This window comes from Pseudomonas sp. CFBP 8758 (assembly GCF_014841725.1).
GTDB lineage: Bacteria > Pseudomonadota > Gammaproteobacteria > Pseudomonadales > Pseudomonadaceae > Aquipseudomonas > Aquipseudomonas baltica.
Window position 1 is genome coordinate 213,757 of the sequence record NZ_JACYUK010000005.1, and the last position, 18,697, is coordinate 232,453.

An 18,697-nucleotide genomic window follows, 5' to 3' on the forward strand; every position below is an offset into this window, starting at 1 on the left:
GCCGCAAGGGCGCCATTCGGATCAAGCAGCGGGTGGGCTTACTTGCGTTTCATCGACAGGAAGAACTCGTCGTTGGTCTTGGTCTGCTTGAGCTTGTCGATCAGGAACTCGATGGCCGCCACTTCGTCCATCGGGTGCAACAGCTTGCGCAGGATCCACATGCGCTGCAGTTCGTCGTCGGCGGTCAGCAGCTCTTCGCGACGGGTACCGGAACGGTTGATGTTGATGGCCGGGAAGACGCGCTTCTCGGCGATCTTGCGGTCCAGGGGCAGTTCCATGTTGCCGGTACCCTTGAACTCTTCGTAGATCACTTCGTCCATCTTCGAGCCGGTTTCAACCAGCGCGGTGGCGATGATGGTCAGCGAACCGCCTTCCTCGATGTTACGCGCGGCACCGAAGAAACGCTTGGGCTTCTCCAGGGCATGGGCGTCCACACCACCGGTCAGGACCTTGCCGGAGCTCGGGATCACGGTGTTGTAGGCACGCGCCAGGCGAGTGATGGAGTCGAGCAGGATGACCACATCCTTCTTGTGCTCGACCAGGCGCTTGGCCTTCTCGATCACCATCTCGGCCACTTGCACGTGGCGGGTTGGCGGCTCGTCGAAGGTCGAGGCGACCACTTCGCCGCGCACGGTGCGCTGCATCTCGGTGACTTCTTCCGGACGCTCGTCGATCAGCAGGACGATCAGGTGGCATTCAGGGTTGTTGCGCGTGATGTTCGACGCGATGTTCTGCAGCATGATGGTCTTGCCCGCTTTCGGCGGAGCGACGATCAGGCCACGCTGGCCCTTGCCGATCGGTGCGCACAGGTCGATGACACGACCGGTGAGGTCTTCGGTGGAACCGTTGCCGGCTTCCATCTTCATGCGCACCGTAGGGAACAGCGGCGTGAGGTTTTCGAAGAGAATCTTGTTTTTTGCGTTTTCCGGACGGTCGAAGTTGATGGTATCGACTTTCAACAGGGCGAAATAACGCTCGCCTTCCTTGGGCGGACGGATCTTGCCGACGATAGTGTCGCCGGTACGCAGGTTGAAGCGGCGGATCTGGCTGGGCGAGACGTAGATGTCGTCTGGGCCGGCCAGGTACGAGGCGTCAGCCGAACGCAGGAAGCCGAAGCCGTCCTGGAGAATCTCCAGCACGCCATCACCGGAGATTTCCTCACCGCTTTTGGCGTGCTTCTTCAACAGGGAGAAAATCACATCCTGCTTGCGCGAACGGGCCATATTTTCTATGCCCATCTGTTCGGCCATTTCGAGCAGATCGGTGATCGGCTTTTGCTTGAGTTCAGTCAGGTTCATAAGGGAATGACGTAATCATGTATGGAGGGGAGAAATTAAGCTTTGGGCTTAATGAGGCCGCGCCGCAGAGAAGGCGACAGGATCGCGTACTGATTCGAGTAGGAGTGCGTCGGCGACGGCTTGCAGGGGGCAGAGGAGAAACCAATGCGAGGCCGAATGTAACACCTCGATTTGTAGGCGTCCAGTATCGCGCCCAGAAAAAAGCCCCGACGAATGCGGGGCCTTTCAGGTATCAGATGTTGGCGTCCAGGAAGGCTGCCAACTGCGACTTGGACAGCGCGCCGACCTTGGTCGCCTCGACGTTGCCGTTCTTGAACAGCATCAGCGTCGGGATGCCGCGCACGCCATGCTTGGCCGGGGTTTCCTGATTCTCGTCGATGTTGAGCTTGGCGACGGTCAGCTTGCCCTTGTAGGTTTCGGCGATTTCGTCGAGCACCGGGGCGATCATCTTGCACGGGCCACACCATTCGGCCCAGTAGTCGACGAGTACAGCACCGTCAGCCTTGAGTACATCTGCTTCGAAGCTGGCGTCGCTGACGTGCTTGATAAGGTCGCTGCTCATGGAGTGTCTCCGTGGTCATATTCGGAAAGAAAAACGTGGCCCATCATAGCGGCACAGCGCTGCTACAGGAAGCCGATGATCATTGATCATCACTATGAACATCGGTGATACAGGCAATGGAACCCCGCTCGGCGCACCAGTAATGACCGCAGGCACTGGCCAGTGCGCTCCGCAACGGTGCGCGGCCAGTCCGGCACAGAGCACTCGTTGTAGCTCGAACCCCGATCCCACGCCGCGGCGCCCGCCCCCTGCCCCATTCTGGCACGCGCTGTGCTACCTCCCTGGCAACCTCGACTCGATCGCAATCGGAGTATCGCCATGATTTCGCGCTGCAGACTGCTGTTCACCGCCCTGGTCGCCAGTTTCATGCTGGGCCAGGCGGCCCATGCCGATGGCTTGAGCGACATCACCGAGCGCGGCACCTTGCGCGTTGCCGTGCCGCAGGATTTCCCGCCGTTCGGCTCGGTCGGCCCCGACATGCAACCGCGCGGACTGGACATCGACACGGCCAAGCTGATCGCCGACCAACTCAAAGTGAAGCTGCAGCTCACCCCGGTGAACTCCACCAACCGCATTCCCTACCTCACCACCGGCAAGGTCGACCTGGTGATCTCCAGCCTGGGCAAGAATGCCGAGCGTGAACAGGTCATCGATTTCTCCAGCGCCTACGCGCCGTTCTACCTGGCCGTGTTCGGCCCGCCGGAAGCGCCGATCGCCACGCTGGACGACCTCAAGGGCAAGACCATCAGCGTGACCCGTGGCGCCATCGAAGACATCGAGCTGAGCAAGGTCGCGCCCGAAGGCCTCACCATCAAGCGCTTCGAAGACAACAACTCGACCATCGCCGCCTACCTCGCCGGCCAGACCGACCTGATCGCCAGCGGCAACGTGGTGATGGTGGCCATCTCGGAAAAGAACCCTAAACGCATTCCAGCCTTGAAGATCAAGCTCAAGGACTCGCCGGTGTACGTGGGCATCAACAAGCAACAGCCCGAGCTGCTGGCCAAGGTCAATCAGATCATCGCCGCGGGCAAGAGTGACGGCAGCCTGGAAAAGAATGCGCAGACCTGGCTGAAGCAGCCGCTGCCCGCCGACCTCTGATTGTCGAGCGCACCCAATGGCCTATCAGTTCGCTTTCGCCCCGGTACTCGCACAGGCCGACCTGCTGCTCAAGGGTGCGCTGTTCACCCTTGAGCTCACCGCCATCGGCGCGCTGCTCGGGGTAGCCGTGGGCATCGTCGGCGGCGCCGTGCGGGCCTGGCAGATCAAGCCGTTCGCCGGCCTCTTCGGGGTCTACGTGGAGCTCATCCGCAACACGCCCTTCCTGGTCCAGCTGTTCTTCATTTTCTTCGGCCTGCCCAGCCTGGGCGTACAGATCAGCGAGTGGCAGGCCGCGGTGCTGGCCATGGTGGTCAACCTGGGGGCGTATTCCACCGAGATCATTCGCGCCGGCATCCAGGCCGTGCCAAAGGGGCAGCTCGAAGCCTCTGCGGCCCTGGCCATGAGCCGCTTCGAGGCGTTTCGCTATGTGGTCCTCCAGCCAGCCCTGGCCAAGGTCTGGCCGGCGCTAAGCAGCCAGATCATCATCGTCATGCTGGGTTCGGCGGTCTGCTCGCAGATCGCCACGCAGGAGCTGAGTTTCTACGCCAACTTCATCCAGTCGCGCAATTTCCGCGCCTTCGAGACGTATCTGCTGACCACGCTGGTGTACCTGATCATGTCGATCCTGATCCGCATGCTGCTGAACTGGCTGGGTCGGCGTTTCATCATGAGGAACAGCTGATGGATTTCACCCTGTGGGACATCGTGCGCAACCTGCTCATCGGCCTGCAATGGACGCTGGCCTTGAGCCTGGTGGCGTTCATCGGCGGCGGCTTGATCGGTTTGCTGGTGATGACCCTGCGCATCTCGCCCACGCATCCGCTGCGCACGCTGGCACGCTGCTATATCGAAGTGTTCCAGGGTACGCCGTTGCTGATGCAGCTGTTTCTGGTGTTCTTCGGCGTGGCGCTGATGGGCGTGGACATCTCGCCCTGGGTGGCCGCCGCCCTGGCCCTGACGCTGTTCACCAGCGCTTATCTGGCCGAGATCTGGCGCGGCTGCGTGGAGTCCATCGGCAACGGCCAGTGGGAAGCCTCCGCCAGCCTGGCGCTCACCCGCAACGAGCAACTGCGCCACGTGATCCTGCCCCAGGCCTTGCGCATTGCCGTGGCGCCGACCGTGGGCTTCTCGGTGCAAGTGGTCAAGGGTACCGCGGTAACCTCGATCATCGGCTTCACCGAGCTGACCAAGACCGGCAGCATGCTGGCCAACGCCACCTTCGAACCCTTCATGGTCTACGGCTTCGTCGCCTTGGGCTACTTCGCCCTGTGCTACCCGCTGTCGCTCAGTGCCCGCTATCTGGAAAGGAGGCTGCATGCCGCTGCTTAGGATTTCCGCCCTGCACAAGTACTACGGCGATCATCATGTGCTCAAGGGCATCGACCTGAGTGTGGACGAAGGTCAGGTGGTTGCGATCATCGGTCGCAGCGGCTCGGGCAAGAGCACCTTGCTGCGTACCCTGAACGGCCTGGAATCGATCAACGACGGCGTCATCGAAGTCGACGGTGAATACCTGGATGCGGCGCGCGCCGACTTGCGCAGCCTGCGCCAGAAGGTCGGCATGGTGTTCCAGCAGTTCAACCTGTTCCCGCACCTGAGCGTGGGCGAAAACGTGATGCTGGCCCCTCAGGTGGTGCAGAAAGTGCCCAAGGCTCGCGCCCGCGAACTGGCCCGCGAGATGCTCGAACGCGTCGGTTTGGGCGAGAAGTTCGATGCGTTCCCTGATCGGCTGTCGGGTGGCCAGCAACAGCGCGTGGCGATCGCCCGCGCACTGGCCATGTCGCCCAAGGTGCTGCTGTGCGACGAGATCACTTCGGCGCTGGACCCGGAGCTGGTCAACGAGGTGCTCAGCGTGGTGCGCAAGCTGGCCGAAGACGGCATGACCCTGATCATGGTCACCCACGAAATGCGCTTCGCCCGCGAGGTCGGCGACAAGCTGGTGTTCATGCACCATGGCAAGGTGCACGAGGTGGGCGATCCCAAGGAATTGTTCGTCAATCCGCGCACGCCCGAGCTGGCGCAGTTCATCGGCATGCAGCCGGCATGAATGCCGTTCGGGCTCGCCAGAGCTCGGACCTTGGGGCAAAGATCAGGATGGCGCGTTGGCGCCGTCGCCTGATCGTGGCACGATGCGGGGGTTAACGACCGAGATCCTTTGACCATGCCGCAGACAAAAGCCAAGAACCTGTCCCTGATCGCCGCCATCGACCTGGGCTCGAACAGCTTTCATATGGTGGTGGCCAAGGCCCACGTCAATGAAATCCGCATCCTCGAACGCCTGGGCGAAAAGGTCCAGCTGGCCGCCGGCATCGACGAAGAGCGCAAGCTCAGCGAAGAGTCGATGCAGCGCGGTCTGGACTGCCTCAAGCGCTTCGCCCAACTGATCAACGGCCTGCCCTTGGGCGCGGTGCGCATCGTGGGCACCAACGCCCTGCGCGAAGCCCGCAACCGCAACGAATTCATCGTCCGCGCCGAGCAGATCCTCGGCCATCCGGTAGAGGTCATCTCGGGCCGCGAAGAGGCCCGCCTCATCTATCTGGGCGTCTCCCACACCCTGGCCGACACGCCGGGCAAGCGCCTGGTCGCCGACATCGGCGGCGGCAGCACCGAGTTCATCATCGGCCAGCGTTTCGAACCCCTGCTGCGCGAGAGCCTGCAGATGGGCTGCGTGAGCTACACCCAGCGCTACTTCCGCGACGGCAAGATCACCCCGGCCCGCTACGCCCAGGCGTACACGGCAGCGCGCCTGGAGATCATGAGCATCGAGAATGCCCTGCATCGGCTCAGCTGGGACGAAGCCATCGGCTCCTCCGGCACCATCCGCGCCATCGGCCTGGCCCTCAAGGCCGGCGGCCAGGGCAGCGGCGAGGTCAATGCCGAGGGGCTGGCCTGGCTCAAGCGCAAGCTGTTCAAGCTGGGCGATGTCGACAAGATCGATTTCGACGGCATCAAGCCGGACCGCCGGACCATCTTTCCCGCCGGGCTGGCGATTCTCGAAGCGATCTTCGATGCCCTCGCCCTGCAGCGCATGGACCATTGCGATGGCGCCCTGCGCGAAGGCGTGCTGTACGACCTGCTGGGCCGTCATCACCACGAAGATGTGCGCGAACGTACTTTGGGTTCGTTGATGACCCGCTACCACGTCGATGTCGAGCAGGCCGAGCGCGTCGAGCGCAAGGCGCTGCATGCCTTCGACCAGGTGGCGGCGGACTGGGAGCTGGAAGACGGGGTCTGGCGCGAGCTGCTGGGCTGGGCGGCGAAGGTTCACGAGATAGGCCTGGACATTGCCCATTACCATTACCACAAGCACGGCGCCTACCTGATCGAACACTCCGACCTGGCCGGGTTCTCGCGCGAAGACCAGCAGATGCTGGCGCTGCTGGTGCGCGGCCACCGCCGCAACATTCCCAAGGACAAGTTCGCCGAGTTCGGCGACGACGGTGTGCAGTTGATCCGGCTGTGCGTGCTGCTGCGCTTCGCCATCCTGTTCCACCACATCCGTGGTACCCAGGAGATGCCGGCGGTGTCCCTGCATGCCAAGGCCAAGAGCCTGGATGTAGTGTTCCCCGATGGCTGGCTGGAGAACAACCAGCTGACCCAGGCCGACTTCGCCCAGGAAGCCGAATGGCTGACCCGCGTAGGCTTTACCCTCACCGTGCGCTGAAGGCCGCACCGCCACCTGCCCGATAAACCGCAGCGCCTGTTCCGCGGCCGATGACCGCTCCTACAGTGCAACGCGATTCCCGTAGGAGCGGCCAGTGGCCGCGAAAGCCGCACCGCCACCTGCCCGATAAACCGCAGCGTCTGTTTCGCGGCCGATGACCGCTCCTACAGTGCAACGCGATCCCTGTAGGAGCGGCCAGTGGCCGCGAAAGCCGCACCTCCGATCTTGCTGGCTGCTAGCGCACCGGCAGGATCGGGTTGCTCAGCCGTTCGAGCAGCGTGTCCTGCGCGCTGCGGGCGTTCTGGTTGCCGGTCGGGGTGTTGCGCACGTAGCGCCCGTCGGCCTGCAGGATCCAGGAATGGGTGTTGTCGGTCAGGTAGCTCTCCAGCTCCTTCTTGACCCGCATGATCAGCTTCTTGCCTTCGACCGGGAAACAGGTCTCCACACGCTTGTCGAGGTTGCGCTCCATCCAGTCGGCGCTGGACAGGAACATCTGCTCCTCGCCACCGTTGAGGAAGTAGAACACCCGCGTGTGCTCTAGGAAGCGCCCGATGATCGAGCGCACATGGATATTGTGCGACACCCCGGGAATGCCCGGCCGCAGGCAGCACATGCCGCGCACCACCAGATCGATGCGCACGCCTGACTGGCTGGCCTTGTACAGCGCGCGAATGACCTTCGGGTCGGTCAGCGAGTTGAACTTGGCAATGATGTGCGCCGGCTTGCCTTCGATGGCGTACTGGGTCTCGCGAGCGATCATGTCGAGCATGCCCTTCTTCAACGTGAAGGGTGCATGCAACAGCTTCTTCATGCGCAAGGTCTTGCCCATGCCGATCAACTGGCTGAACAACTTGCCGACGTCTTCGCACAGTGCATCGTCCGAGGTCAGCAGACTGTAGTCGGTGTACAGCTTGGCATTGCCGGCGTGGTAGTTACCGGTGCCAAGGTGTGCATAGCGTACGATCTCGCCCGCCTCGCGGCGCAGAATGAGCATCATCTTGGCGTGGGTCTTGAAGCCCACCACGCCGTAGATCACCACCGCGCCCGCGGCTTGCAGACGGCTGGCCAGCTGCAGGTTGGATTCCTCGTCGAAGCGCGCGCGCAGCTCGATGACGACGGTGACTTCCTTGCCATTGCGGGCGGCATCCACCAACGCATCGACGATCTCGGAATTGGCACCGCTGCGGTACAGCGTCTGCCGCACGGCCAGCACATGAGGGTCCTTGGCCGCCTGGCGCAACAGATCGACCACGGGCGTGAACGATTCGAAGGGGTGCAGCAGCAGGATGTCCTGCTTGCTGACCACGCTGAAAATGTTCTCGCTGTTCTGCAACAGCTTCGGAATCTGTGGCGTGAACGGCAGGTACTGCAGCTCGGGATGGCTGTCCAGACCGGTGATGCTGAACAAACGCGTCAGGTTGACCGGGCCGTTGACCTGATACAGCTCGGTGTCCGACAGGTTGAACTGCTTGAGCAGATAGTCGGACAGAAGCTTGGGACAGGTGTCGGCCACTTCCAGACGTACCGCATCGCCGTAGCGACGCGAGAACAGCTCGCCGCGCAGCGCACGCGCCAGGTCTTCGACGTCCTCGGTATCGACCGACAGGTCGGCGTTGCGGGTCAGGCGAAATTGATAGCAGCCCTTCACTTTCATGCCTTGGAACAGGTCATCGGCATGGGCATGGATCATCGAGGACAGGAACACGAAATTGTCGCCCGGCCCGCCTACGTCCTCGGGCACCTTGATCACCCGCGGCAGCAACCGCGGTGCCGGAATGATCGCCAGGCCAGAGTCGCGACCGAAGGCATCGACGCCTTCGAGCTCGACGATGAAGTTCAGGCTCTTGTTCACCAGCAGCGGGAACGGGTGCGTAGGGTCCAGGCCGATGGGCGTGATGATCGGCGCGATTTCGTCGCGGAAATAGCGACGCACCCAGGTCTTGAGCTTGGTTGTCCAATGCCGACGACGAATGAAGCGAACCTGGTGTTTCTCCAGCTCCGGCAACAGGATGTCGTTGAGGATGGCGTACTGGCGATCGACATGGCCATGCACCAGCTCGCTGATCCGCGCCAGCGCCTGATGCGGCTGCAGACCGTCGGCGCCGGCCTGTTCGCGGGCAAAGGTGATCTGCTTCTTGAGCCCTGCGACGCGGATCTCGAAGAATTCGTCGAGGTTGCTGGAAAAGATCAGCAGGAACTTGAGCCGCTCGAGCAGCGGATAGGATTCATCCAACGCCTGCTCCAGCACGCGGATGTTGAACTGCAACTGCGACAGCTCGCGATGGATGTACAGGCTGCTGTCGTCCAGCCCCGGCACGACGATGTGCGGCGCCGGCGCGAGGGCCTCGCTCGGGTGCGCGGGTTCGACGATGGCTTCTATGACCAACGGCGCTTCTACCGGGGTTTCGACCACCGGCTGATCTTGGGTGAGAGCGACTTGAGTCTGGGCTTCGTTGTTCATCTGGCGTTCCCGAGGGCGTAACTGCCCTTTGCAATTGAGCGGCACGGATCGCGTAATGCGTCAGGATGCCATTGACGCCTGCACGCTTGGAAGGGGGGCGCGACAGTTATAAGCATGGATTATGACGGTTGCATGACATGACCGGCCGCATCCACAAGGTGTCTGCGTTCTCAGGTTGACAAGCATTGTTCACGACAAGACACATTTGGACACTTTCATGTATGCCCATGACGGGTTAGGCTGCGCATTCACTTCGCCAGCATCGATAAAATGCTCCAACAATTCCTGAACGATTTTGGCTATTTCGCCCTGTTCCTCGGCACGTTCTTCGAAGGCGAGACCATTCTGGTCCTGGCCGGGTTTCTGGCGTTCCGTGGCTACATGGATATCAACATGGTTGTGGTGGTGGCCTTCTTCGGCAGCTACGCAGGCGACCAGCTATGGTATTTCATGGGCCGCAAGCATGGACGCAAGCTACTGGCGCGCAAACCTCGTTGGCAGCTGTTGGGCGACCGTGCGTTGGAGCACATCCGCCGGCATCCGGACATCTGGGTCCTGAGCTTTCGTTTCGTCTATGGCCTGCGCACCGTCATGCCGGTGGCAATTGGCCTGTCCGGCTATCCACCACGGCGTTACCTGCTGCTCAACGGCATCGGGGCTGCAGTATGGGCCACGGCACTGGGCCTGGCGGCCTACCACTTCGGTTCGTTCCTCGAACACATGCTGGGCAACGTCAAGAAATACGAGCTGTGGGTCCTCGGCGCGCTGGTGCTGATCGGCGTCCTGCTGTGGGTAAGGCGCCGCATCAAGGCCGCACGCATCGCCCGCCAGGCGCGCCTGGAAGCCCCTGCGGCGACGCCTGCGCCCGGTGACGAGCAGCCCTGAGGGCCCGCTCGAACTGAACACACGCCGCCGAGCGTGATCCATGCTACTGAACACATGCCAATGAAGCAGTGGCCACAATCGGAGTTCGACATGACCAAGAAAATCGCGGTGATCCTTTCCGGCTGTGGCGTCTATGACGGCAGCGAAATTCAGGAAAGCGTGATCACCTTGCTGCGCCTGGACCAGCGCGGCTGCGAAGTGCAGTGCTTCGCGCCCGACGTTGCCCAGAAGCATGTGATCAACCACTTGAACGGCGAGGAAATGCCCGAGTCGCGCAACGTGCTGGTGGAATCGGCGCGGATCGCCCGTGGCGAGGTCAAGGACATCGCCCTGGCCAACGCCGATGATTTCGATGCCTTGATCGTTCCAGGTGGGTTCGGCGCGGCAAAGAATCTGTCTTCCTTCGCCAGCGACGGCGCTGCCTGCTCGGTCAACCTGCAAGTGCAGGCACTGGCCGAGGCCTTCGCCGAAGCGCGCAAGCCGGTTGGCTTGATCTGCATCTCACCGGCGCTGGCGGCAAAAATCTACGGTCCCGGCGTGACCTGCACCATCGGCACCGATGCCGAAACCGCGCAGGCCATCGAGAAGATGGGTGGCACCCACCAGGAATGCGAAGTGACCGAGATCGTCGAGGACACCGCCCGCAAGCTGGTCAGCACCCCCGCCTACATGAGCGCCAAGACCATCAGCGAAGCCGCCGCCGGCATCAACAAGCTGGTGGATCGGGTGATCGAACTCACCCAGGCCTGAGCGTCGATTTCAGGCAGGCACCCGCCGCAGCGTAGCGAGCAGGGTCGCCGCCGCCACGAACAAGCCGGCGAAGGTGCGGTTCATGCGTCGCTGCTGACGCGGCGTGCGCAGCAGCCGCAGCACCTTCGCCGCCAACCCGGTATAGCCGGCCATGACAATCAGGTCCACAGTCACCATGGTGGCTGCAATGGTCAGGTATTGAACCAGCAATGGCGCGTGCGGATTGATGAATTGCGGCAATACCGCCAGCATGAATACCAGCGCCTTGGGGTTGCCGACGTTCACCAGAAAACCACGCAGCACCAGGCTCGAGGCCTTGCCAGCCGGCTTTTGCCCCGCTTCCTCACCGAGGTCGGCAGGCAGTGCACGCCATTGCTTGAACGCAAGATAGAGCAGATAGAGCACGCCAAACCACTTGATCGCCTGGAACGCCGTGGCCGACGCCGCGAGCACGGCCCCGACGCCAGCCGCAATGATCGCAATTTGCAGAAGCAGCCCCAACTGCAGGCCGATCGCATTCCAATAGCCGCGCAGGAAACCGTGCTGCAGGCCACTGGACATGGACGCGATAGCTCCGGCCCCAGGCGAAAGACTGATGATCCAGCACGCCACCAAAAAGGCCAACCAGGTTTCCAGCAGCATACGAACCTCGACGCTCGAATAGGGACAGTCTAAGGTAAAACGGCGCAGCGAATTTGGCTATGGGCCCGTGCAGGCAGCTCGGCATCAAGCCCCAGTATCAGGCCAATGCCTCGAGCTGCGCCTGCATGTCTTCGAGCAGTTCCAACGCTTCCATCCACTGCTCTTCCAGCTCACCCTCGCGCACCTTGAGCCTGGCCTGTTGGGCAAGTTGATCGCGCAGTTCATCCTTGCGCGCGGCCTCGTAGAGGGCGCTGTCGGACAAGGCGGCTTCTATCTTCGCCAGTTTCTCGTGCACTTCACCCAGATCGCGCTCCAGCTTGTCGGCCTGGCGCTTGTGCGGTGCCAGTTGCTGACGCAGTGCGGCGGCGGCCTGCCGTTGGGCTTTCTTGTCGGTCTTGTCGAGGTTGACCGGGGTATTGCTGACCGGGGCATGGCGCTGGCGATAATCCACCAGCCAGCGCGCGTAGTCGTCCAGATCGCCATCGAACGGCTCGACCTTGCCATCGGCCACCAACAGGAAATCGTCGGTGGTGCTCTTGAGCAGATGCCGGTCGTGGGACACCACCAGCACCGCGCCACTGAACTCCTGCAGGGCCATGGTCAGGGCCAGGCGCATCTCCAGGTCGAGGTGGTTGGTCGGTTCGTCGAGCAGCAACAGGTTGGGCCGTTCCCAGGCAATCAACGCCAGCGCCAGGCGGGCCTTTTCGCCACCGGAGAAATTCAGCACCGGTTCATCGATGCGCGCGCCACGGAAATCGAAGCCACCGAGGAAGTCGCGCAGTACCTGCTCACGCTCGCCCGGCGCCAGCCGCTGCAGATGCAGCAACGGGCTGGCCTTGCTGTCCAGGGAGTCCAGCTGGTGCTGGGCGAAATAGCCTACCACCAGGTTCTCGCCACGTACCAGGCGTCCGCCGATGGGCGTGAGCTCGCCGGCGAGGTTCTTGATCAGGGTCGACTTGCCCGCGCCATTGGGGCCCAACAGGCCAATGCGCGCACCGGGCGCGAGCTGCAGCTTGACCTTCTCCAGCACGGCCGTTTCGCCGTAGCCCAGCCGACCTTCGGACAGGTCGAGCAAGGGGCTGGAGATCTTCACCGATTCGCGGAACACGAAGTCGAAGGGCGAGTCGACGTGTGCCGCCGACAGCTCTTCCATGCGCTCCAGGGCCTTGATCCGGCTCTGCGCCTGACGCGCCTTGGTGGCCTGGGCCTTGAAGCGCGCAATGTACTTCTCCATGTGCGCGCGCTGCACCTGCTGCTTCTCGTACGCTTGCTGCTGCTGCGCCAGGCGTTCGGCACGGGCGCGTTCGAAGGCGCTGTAGCCACCACGGTACAGGGTCAGCTTCTGCTGTTCGACGTGGGCCACGTGATCGACGACTTCGTCGAGGAAGTCGCGGTCGTGGGAGATCAACAGCAGGGTGCCGGGATAGCCCTTGAGCCAGTCCTCGAGCCACAGAATGGCGTCGAGATCCAGGTGGTTGGTCGGCTCGTCGAGCAGCAGCAGGTCGGAAGGGCACATCAAGGCCTGAGCCAGGCTCAGGCGCATCCGCCAGCCCCCGGAAAAATCACCGACCTGACGGTCCATCTGCTCGTTGCTGAAACCAAGCCCTGCGAGCAGCTTGCGTGCACGTGCGTCCGCGGTATAGCCGTCGGCACTGTCGAGCTCGGCATGCAGGCGCGCCTGGGCCGCACCGTCCTGCGTGGCCTCGGCGTCCGCCAGTGCCTGCTGGACTTCGCGCAGACGTACATCGCCATCGAGTACGTAGTCGACCGCAATGCGTTCGAGGGTATCGACTTCCTGGCGCATGTGAGCGATACGCCAATCGGCGGGCAGGTAGCAATTGCCGGAGTCGGGCACAAGCTCGCCGCGCAGCAAGGCGAACAGGCTGGATTTGCCGGCGCCGTTGGCGCCGATGAGGCCGGCTTTCTGACCGGCGTGCAGGGTCAGCTCGGCGTCTTCTAGCAGACGCTGCGGGCCACGCTGTAAAGTGAGGTTCTGAAGTCGGATCATAATGGCGGCGAAGTCTACCAGCTTCCTTGCCCACTGGCGCGAGTAGCACGATGCATGATGAGTTGTGGAAGTTTGCCCTGGACCTCTATGCCCGACCAGGCATCGAAACCACCTGCCTGCAGCTGCAAGCAGATGGCGCCAACGTGTGCCTGCTGCTGTGCGGTGCCTGGCTGGATGCAAGGGGCGTGGCCTGCACATGCGAACGGGTGACGCTGCTGGAGGCGATCGCCACGCCTTGGCATGAGGACGTGGTGCGACCCTTGCGCGAATTGCGCCAGCAGTGGCGAGCCCAGGCCGTGCAAGACCCTGAGCTGATGCACCTGCGCGAATCGGTCAAGGCACTGGAACTGAACGCCGAACGCCAGTTGCTGCAGCGCCTGCACGATATGGCCGCACCCTGGCCCCTCGCTACGCAGGGCTTGAGCATGACCTGGCTGCCTGCTTTGCTACCCGCAACGGCCGCGCACTCGAGCGCGGCGTTACACGTGCTGGGCGTGGCAGCCAGGGAGACTCAGGCTTGGCTCGAAGATGCGTCGCCCTTGTCGTCCTGAGCGCCAGTGGCAGGAGCACCGGACTCGGTCGCACTCGAATGCACGGCTGCGGCGAGCGACTTGGCGGCTGCAGGCTTTCTGGCCGGCCGCGCAGCCGGCTTGGCGGGTGCCTTGGCGTCAGGCTTGACCGCCGCGCCCGGGGCCGCCAGGGCCTTGCGGGTAGTACTGCGGGAAACCGCCGGCTTGCTCGCAGTGGCTGCGGCAGCTGCACGGGTGGTTTTGCTGGCTGCAGGCTTCGCGGCCGCACGTGCAGTCGACCCGGCTGGGGTGCTCTTGGCAGGCGTGCGAGCGGCAGGCTTGGCTGCCGGGCTGGCCGACTTGGCCGCGGCCGCAGGGGTTGCCTTGGGCTTGGCTGAACGGGTTTCGATTGCCTTGCTCGCCGCTTCCTGGACGCGCCCTACCCCGGCTGCCAGTTTCAGGCTTTCCTGGGCGTCGCGCTTGAGCTCGACGATGTAGGCGCGGGTTTCGGCCTGGCGGTCCTTGAGCTCGTCGAGCAGTTGTTCGAGTTCGCTCACCGAGTCGTGCGCCTTGGCTTGCTTCTTTTTCTTGCCGGCAGTAGCAGCGTCCTGCACTTTGGTGCGCGACTTGTGCAGTTTTTCCTGAGCCTTGCCGCGCTGCTTCTCGAGCTTGGCGAGCAGTTTTTCAGCATCGGCCAAGGCCTGGGAACATGCACTTTCGAGGTGCTCGAGCAAACTGCCGGAAAGCTGTTGAAGCAAATGCAACGGGGTGTTTACGGGCTTCTTGTTAGCCGACATGGGTTACCTCCTGGCCGATGGGTAGAGGCTCATACTAGACCTGTGGCTGTAGAGCCGCCAGAACATGTTGACTGTGTCCGCGAGGCCCCGTTTCCCGGTCGGTGGCATAATCGGACCATGCTCGCCGTGTCTTGTCCTGGAGAATGTGATGTTGCCTCGCCTGCTGTTGTCGTTGTCCCTGGTGCCATTGTCCCTGGCCCTGCCACAAGCGCACGCGCAAGCTGCGCCGGACGGTGCCCGCGACCTGGCCTACAGTGTGGGCGCCAGCCTGGGGGAACGCCTGCGCCAGGACGCCCCCGGGCTTCAACTCGACGCCCTGCTCAAGGGCTTGCAGGAGGCGTATCGACAAGAGCCGCTGGCATTGAGCGACGAGCGCATCGGCCAATTGCTGGCTCAATATCAGGCACAGGCGGACAAGACGGACAAGCCTGACGAAGCAGCCGATACGGAACAGGCGCTGGCCGCCGAGCGCCGCTTCATGGCCGCCGAACGAGCCAAGGCCGGGGTGCGGGAGATCGCTGAGGGCATTCTGGTAACCGTACTGGAACCTGGCGCAGGGGCACCTGCCACCGCCGATGGGCGTATGCAGGTTCAATACGTGGGGAAGCTGCCCGACGGCAGCGTGTTCGACCAAAGCACCCAGGCGCAGTGGTTTCGCTTGAACAGCGTCATCGAGGGCTGGCGTACGGTGTTGCCGCAGATGCCGGTCGGCGCGAAGTGGCGTGTGGTCATTGCATCGGCGCACGCCTATGGAACAGACGGCGCCGGTGCCTTGATACCACCCAATACACCGCTGACGTTCGACATTCATCTGCTGGCCACGGCCCCTTAGGGCCACGTCGAAAGAGAGTCACGCCTGGGCGACGGACTCTTCCTTGTGAGCGTTGTGCAAGACCTCAATCAGGCAGTCCTCGAGCTCGAAGCGCTCGTGCAACAACCGACCCAGCTCCTTGAGCTTGTCCAGAATGACGGCGGCATCGGAGCAGTCGCCCTTGTCGCAGTAATCGTTGAAGTCGAGCGCTTTCTGGGTGATTTCGTCGATGCGTGGCCAGATCGTGTCGGCCAGTTCCAGACCACGCTTGTCATTGAACGCCTTGGCTTCGTCGGTCAACTGTTCGTAGATTTCAAAATGGCCGGCCGATGTGTAGTCGACCAGCAAGCCGCAGAAATCCTGCAGCCTCTTGCGATCTTCGACCAGGGCCTGAGGCGTGTCGCCCAACGCATCGAACGCCTTGATCAGCTCATTGCGCTCCTGCAGCCAGCGATCGATCAGCAGGTGAACTCCGCCCCAACGTTCCTGGGCATTCTGGCAACTTTCCAACATGATGAGTGCTTCCCTTGTGGGTCATGCCCGGCTTCGCGCTCCTGTACGACAGGAAGCAGGGCTCGGACCGATTCGCGGTCTGTGACGGCGAATGTCGATGTACATGCAGGGGGAGATTATGCCCGTGCGCCAATGGCATCAAGGTACGCATCGGATAAAGTTCATACAAGCGTTTAATCAGGGGGACATTGCGCCAAATGCCGGTTTTACTGGCGCCTGCCCCTGCCTCCGGGTGCGCACGGGGGCAGAGCAGTGGCGCGGCCTCGTTCTACGCGCGAAAGCGATTCAGAGCGTGCGCACCGAAGTGGGCAGGGGTGCAGCCAGCAAACGTTCGTCAAGCAGCCCGAGGCCTTCCTGGAACAACTGGTTGCTGCGTTCGGTATCGCCCAACTGGGCGAGCAGGCGTGCAAGTTCTGCGCAGGTTTCCGGGCTGCGCTGCAGGCGCAGGCTGCTTTCCAGGTAGTCGCGGGCCTTGCCCCACAAGCGGTTCTGCAGGCACAGGCGACCCAGGGTCAGCAACAACCCGGCATCGTGGGGATGCTGTTTGAGCCAGCCTTCGGCAGTCTGCAATTGGCGCGCAGGGTCGGTGCCGATCACCAGGCCATAGAGGCGAGCCAGGTGCGTGTCGTACTGACGCTTCTGCGCAGTCCGTAGCACGTCTTCAGCCTGGGCTTGCGCACCCACCTGACGCAGTTGCTCGGCATAGGCGAGCACCAATGCGGGTTCCTGGCGCTGTGCCGAGCTGAGTGCCTGCCAGGCGCGCTCCAGTGCAGCCAGGCCGGCCTCTCCCTGCCCTTGTTCCTGCACGGGCGCGTGCGCCGCCACGCTCAGGTTCTCGCCCCAGGCACGTCGCTCGAGTTCGGCGAGTTCGGCCGCCGGCAGGGCCTTGTCCTTGCGCAGTTGTGGCAGCAGCTTGACCACTGCTGGCCAGTCACCACGCTGCTGATGCACACGCTGCAGCTGCCGCAGCACCTGCACGTTACGCGGATGACGCTCGTGCATGGCCTGCAGGGTCTGCAGGGAACCGTCACTGTCGCCGCGATCGCTCTGCAACTGAGCATGGCTCAAGGCAATTGCCAATTCCGCTTGTGGCTGACGTGCCAGGGCCCGTTCGAGCAGGTTGTCGCTGTCTTCGTAGCGGCCCTGCTCATTGGCGGCGCGTGCTGCGCCGAGGTAATAGAGCAATGGCTGGCGTTCATTTTCGGCTGCGTGCTGCAAGTGCTTCTGGGCACTGGCCCAGCGCCCTTCGGCAAGGTCCAGCTGGCCCTTCTCGATGGATGTCTGCACGCGGCGGTTGCGATTGCGGCCCGACCATGGATTGACCACGCGGCCGGAGCTGACCAGAACGCTGATCAGCAGGCAGATGACGAACGCCACCAAGACCAGCACCAGCAACGCCAGCAGCGTGCTCCACAGGCCCGACTCGTAGCGCATCACATGGGGGTAGTCGATCAATACGTAGCCGGGGTGTTTGGCCACGGCCAGGCCGAGGCCGACCATGGCGGCAATCACCAGAAACAGGATCACGTAGAACCGTTTCATGGTTGGCTCTCCACAGCGGCCGGCGCTGCTTCGGTCGACTTCTGCAGGCCTTCGACCGGCGTGTGACGATGTTGCAGGTAGGCCTGGATGGCGTTGAGGCTTGCATCCAGATCAGGTGTGGTGACCGAAACCGGCTGATTCTTCAGGGCGGTCAACTGTTCGATCATGGCCTGGGTCGTGCCATTCTCGCGATTGAAGCCCGCCACCAGAATACTGCGGGCGTCGTCCAGCGCTTGCGTATACACCTTGCCCTGACCATTGAGCGCGGCCCACTGGGCCTGCTCCAGCGCCAGGCTCAAGGCCAGGCGAACCTGACTCAGGCTCTGCCCGGCCAGCAACGGCCGGATGCTGTCGTCGGGGCTGAAATCGACCCGGAAGAAACCGGAAATCTTGTTCCACCACTGGCGCCAGCGGGTCTCGCCTTCTGGTGAGTTGCCCTGCGCAGCTGCCGCGGCCGCCTGGAATTCGGGCGCCAGCGCCGTCAGCTGCGTGGCCTGCTCGCGCAAGGCGCTGAGCTGCAGGAACAACCCGGTGCGATCCGGCTGGGTGGTGCCTTGCAGCGACGCCAGGCTGCGGGTCAGTTGCTCGCGTGCGGCGAAGGCCTGTGGGTCATCCTGCTCGCGCAGGATTTCGTCGGCGCCCTGCACCAGCGCCTTGGCGCTGGTGACGTCCTGCAGAGCAGACAGGCGCAGGCTGGCCAGGCGCAGCAGGTGCTCCGCTTCGGCCAGACGCCAGTCCTTGCGGCTGGCGCCCAGCACGGTTTCCAGGCGCTGGCTCAAGCGCTGCTGCTCGCCCTGCAACTGGGCGAGCAGGCGGTGGCGGTCTTCGAGTTCGTTGGAGTCGGGCAACTGCGCGAGATCGGCACTGAGTTGCCGTTCGTTGTGTTCCAGCGTCAGCGTTTGCGTGGCGAGCCCTTCGATCACCCGCGACTGCTGCTGGTGGCCGGCGGTCAGCGTGCGCACCTGCCACACGCCCCAGCCTGCTGCGGCCAGACCGGCAGCGGCAAGCAGCAGCGCAATGATCGCCAAGCCGTTGCCATTGGCCGAGCGCTGCGGGGGCAAGGCGGCTGGCTGTTCGAAAGGCACCTGTGGGGCGCTCTTGGGTTCGTCTTTGGGCAAGGCTGTTTCGCTCACGTGTCCATCCTTTGCATAGGG

General features: G+C 63.0%; 18 protein-coding genes. 9 read left to right on the forward strand and 9 right to left on the reverse strand.

All coding sequences use genetic code 11. The annotated features are described in order from the left end of the window. Positions 1-38 precede the first annotated feature (38 nt). Both rho and trxA read right to left on the reverse strand, forming a co-directional pair. A complete protein-coding gene (gene rho, locus IFT75_RS12745) occupies positions 39-1,298 on the reverse strand; it encodes a transcription termination factor Rho (protein WP_043192255.1) in 1,260 nt (419 codons plus the stop codon). A gap of 232 nt (positions 1,299-1,530) precedes the next feature. Continuing rightward, a complete protein-coding gene (gene trxA, locus IFT75_RS12750) occupies positions 1,531-1,860 on the reverse strand; it encodes a thioredoxin TrxA (protein WP_043192254.1) in 330 nt (109 codons plus the stop codon). Between the two features lie 318 nt (positions 1,861-2,178). Between trxA and IFT75_RS12755 the strand changes: the two genes are divergently transcribed. The 5 genes from IFT75_RS12755 to ppx all read left to right on the forward strand — a co-directional run bounded on the left by IFT75_RS12755 (position 2,179) and on the right by ppx (position 6,625). After that, positions 2,179-2,961, forward strand: coding sequence for a transporter substrate-binding domain-containing protein (locus tag IFT75_RS12755; protein WP_192055070.1), 783 nt, complete (start codon positions 2,179-2,181; stop codon positions 2,959-2,961). Positions 2,962-2,977: 16 nt separating this feature from the next. Then, positions 2,978-3,643 carry an amino acid ABC transporter permease gene (locus IFT75_RS12760; RefSeq protein ID WP_192055072.1) on the forward strand — a complete coding sequence of 222 codons (666 nt, stop codon included), beginning with the start codon at positions 2,978-2,980 and terminating at the stop codon, positions 3,641-3,643. Then, positions 3,640-4,290 carry an amino acid ABC transporter permease gene (locus IFT75_RS12765; protein WP_185794800.1) on the forward strand — a complete coding sequence of 217 codons (651 nt, stop codon included), beginning with the start codon at positions 3,640-3,642 and terminating at the stop codon, positions 4,288-4,290. Before IFT75_RS12760 ends, IFT75_RS12765 begins: the two co-directional genes overlap by 4 nt. Further along, positions 4,277-5,008, forward strand: coding sequence for an amino acid ABC transporter ATP-binding protein (locus tag IFT75_RS12770; RefSeq protein ID WP_043192250.1), 732 nt, complete (start codon positions 4,277-4,279; stop codon positions 5,006-5,008). The genes IFT75_RS12765 and IFT75_RS12770 overlap by 14 nt, the downstream gene beginning before the upstream one ends. 114 nt (positions 5,009-5,122) lie before the next feature. Next, entirely contained in the window at positions 5,123-6,625 is a 1,503-nt protein-coding gene (ppx, locus tag IFT75_RS12775) for an exopolyphosphatase (RefSeq protein WP_122480128.1), read from the forward strand. Positions 6,626-6,860: 235 nt separating this feature from the next. On the opposite strand, the gene ppk1 is transcribed toward ppx, so the two are convergent. Further along, on the reverse strand, positions 6,861-9,086 hold the full coding sequence (ppk1, locus tag IFT75_RS12780) for a polyphosphate kinase 1 (protein ID WP_192055074.1): 2,226 nt from the start codon (positions 9,084-9,086) through the stop codon (positions 6,861-6,863). Positions 9,087-9,356: 270 nt separating this feature from the next. On the opposite strand from ppk1, the gene IFT75_RS12785 reads away from it, so the two are divergent. Both IFT75_RS12785 and elbB read left to right on the forward strand, forming a co-directional pair. Further along, a complete protein-coding gene (locus tag IFT75_RS12785) occupies positions 9,357-9,971 on the forward strand; it encodes a DedA family protein (protein WP_122479910.1) in 615 nt (204 codons plus the stop codon). Between the two features lie 90 nt (positions 9,972-10,061). Further along, positions 10,062-10,721: an isoprenoid biosynthesis glyoxalase ElbB gene (gene elbB / locus IFT75_RS12790; protein WP_122799748.1), complete on the forward strand. Its 660-nt coding sequence runs from the start codon at positions 10,062-10,064 to the stop codon at positions 10,719-10,721. 9 nt (positions 10,722-10,730) lie between these two features. Here the strand turns inward: elbB and IFT75_RS12795 are convergent, their stop codons facing one another. Further along, positions 10,731-11,363 carry a LysE family transporter gene (locus IFT75_RS12795; protein ID WP_185794693.1) on the reverse strand — a complete coding sequence of 211 codons (633 nt, stop codon included), beginning with the start codon at positions 11,361-11,363 and terminating at the stop codon, positions 10,731-10,733. A 97-nt stretch (positions 11,364-11,460) separates the two neighbouring features. After that, positions 11,461-13,371: an ATP-binding cassette domain-containing protein gene (locus IFT75_RS12800; protein WP_192055075.1), complete on the reverse strand. Its 1,911-nt coding sequence runs from the start codon at positions 13,369-13,371 to the stop codon at positions 11,461-11,463. Positions 13,372-13,421: 50 nt separating this feature from the next. On the opposite strand from IFT75_RS12800, the gene IFT75_RS12805 reads away from it, so the two are divergent. Further along, positions 13,422-13,922, forward strand: coding sequence for a TIGR02444 family protein (locus IFT75_RS12805; RefSeq protein WP_192055077.1), 501 nt, complete (start codon positions 13,422-13,424; stop codon positions 13,920-13,922). Here IFT75_RS12805 and IFT75_RS12810 read toward each other — a convergent pair. Next, on the reverse strand, positions 13,883-14,677 hold the full coding sequence (locus IFT75_RS12810; RefSeq protein ID WP_192055079.1) for an AlgP family protein: 795 nt from the start codon (positions 14,675-14,677) through the stop codon (positions 13,883-13,885). The genes IFT75_RS12805 and IFT75_RS12810 overlap by 40 nt on opposite strands. Before the next feature lie 148 nt (positions 14,678-14,825). Here IFT75_RS12810 and IFT75_RS12815 point away from each other — a divergent pair, with 148 nt between their 5' ends. Continuing rightward, the gene (locus IFT75_RS12815) at positions 14,826-15,509 is read left to right on the forward strand and encodes an FKBP-type peptidyl-prolyl cis-trans isomerase (protein ID WP_192055081.1); all 684 of its coding nucleotides are present in this window, start codon (positions 14,826-14,828) and stop codon (positions 15,507-15,509) included. Between the two features lie 18 nt (positions 15,510-15,527). On the opposite strand, the gene rsd is transcribed toward IFT75_RS12815, so the two are convergent. The 3 genes from rsd to IFT75_RS12830 form a co-directional block, all read right to left on the reverse strand. Beyond that, positions 15,528-16,001, reverse strand: coding sequence for a sigma D regulator (gene rsd, locus IFT75_RS12820; protein WP_122479915.1), 474 nt, complete (start codon positions 15,999-16,001; stop codon positions 15,528-15,530). A gap of 285 nt (positions 16,002-16,286) precedes the next feature. Further along, complete coding sequence (locus tag IFT75_RS12825) at positions 16,287-17,543, reverse strand: heme biosynthesis HemY N-terminal domain-containing protein (RefSeq protein WP_192055082.1); 1,257 nt, start codon at positions 17,541-17,543, stop codon at positions 16,287-16,289. Next, the gene (locus tag IFT75_RS12830) at positions 17,540-18,676 is read right to left on the reverse strand and encodes a uroporphyrinogen-III C-methyltransferase (protein ID WP_192055084.1); all 1,137 of its coding nucleotides are present in this window, start codon (positions 18,674-18,676) and stop codon (positions 17,540-17,542) included. The genes IFT75_RS12825 and IFT75_RS12830 overlap by 4 nt, the downstream gene beginning before the upstream one ends. Between the last annotated feature and the right edge of the window lie 21 nt (positions 18,677-18,697).

Coding starts and splice junctions, on each gene's coding strand:
- rho (WP_043192255.1), bottom strand. CDS start 1,298: ATGAACCTGACTGAACTCAAGCAAAAGCCGATCACCGATCTGCTCGAA.
- trxA (WP_043192254.1), bottom strand. CDS start 1,860: ATGAGCAGCGACCTTATCAAGCACGTCAGCGACGCCAGCTTCGAAGCA.
- IFT75_RS12755 (WP_192055070.1), top strand. CDS start 2,179: ATGATTTCGCGCTGCAGACTGCTGTTCACCGCCCTGGTCGCCAGTTTC.
- IFT75_RS12760 (WP_192055072.1), top strand. CDS start 2,978: ATGGCCTATCAGTTCGCTTTCGCCCCGGTACTCGCACAGGCCGACCTG.
- IFT75_RS12770 (WP_043192250.1), top strand. CDS start 4,277: ATGCCGCTGCTTAGGATTTCCGCCCTGCACAAGTACTACGGCGATCAT.
- ppx (WP_122480128.1), top strand. CDS start 5,123: ATGCCGCAGACAAAAGCCAAGAACCTGTCCCTGATCGCCGCCATCGAC.
- ppk1 (WP_192055074.1), bottom strand. CDS start 9,086: ATGAACAACGAAGCCCAGACTCAAGTCGCTCTCACCCAAGATCAGCCG.
- IFT75_RS12785 (WP_122479910.1), top strand. CDS start 9,357: ATGCTCCAACAATTCCTGAACGATTTTGGCTATTTCGCCCTGTTCCTC.
- elbB (WP_122799748.1), top strand. CDS start 10,062: ATGACCAAGAAAATCGCGGTGATCCTTTCCGGCTGTGGCGTCTATGAC.
- IFT75_RS12795 (WP_185794693.1), bottom strand. CDS start 11,363: ATGCTGCTGGAAACCTGGTTGGCCTTTTTGGTGGCGTGCTGGATCATC.
- IFT75_RS12800 (WP_192055075.1), bottom strand. CDS start 13,371: ATGATCCGACTTCAGAACCTCACTTTACAGCGTGGCCCGCAGCGTCTG.
- IFT75_RS12805 (WP_192055077.1), top strand. CDS start 13,422: ATGCATGATGAGTTGTGGAAGTTTGCCCTGGACCTCTATGCCCGACCA.
- IFT75_RS12810 (WP_192055079.1), bottom strand. CDS start 14,677: ATGTCGGCTAACAAGAAGCCCGTAAACACCCCGTTGCATTTGCTTCAA.
- IFT75_RS12815 (WP_192055081.1), top strand. CDS start 14,826: ATGTTGCCTCGCCTGCTGTTGTCGTTGTCCCTGGTGCCATTGTCCCTG.
- rsd (WP_122479915.1), bottom strand. CDS start 16,001: ATGTTGGAAAGTTGCCAGAATGCCCAGGAACGTTGGGGCGGAGTTCAC.
- IFT75_RS12825 (WP_192055082.1), bottom strand. CDS start 17,543: ATGAAACGGTTCTACGTGATCCTGTTTCTGGTGATTGCCGCCATGGTC.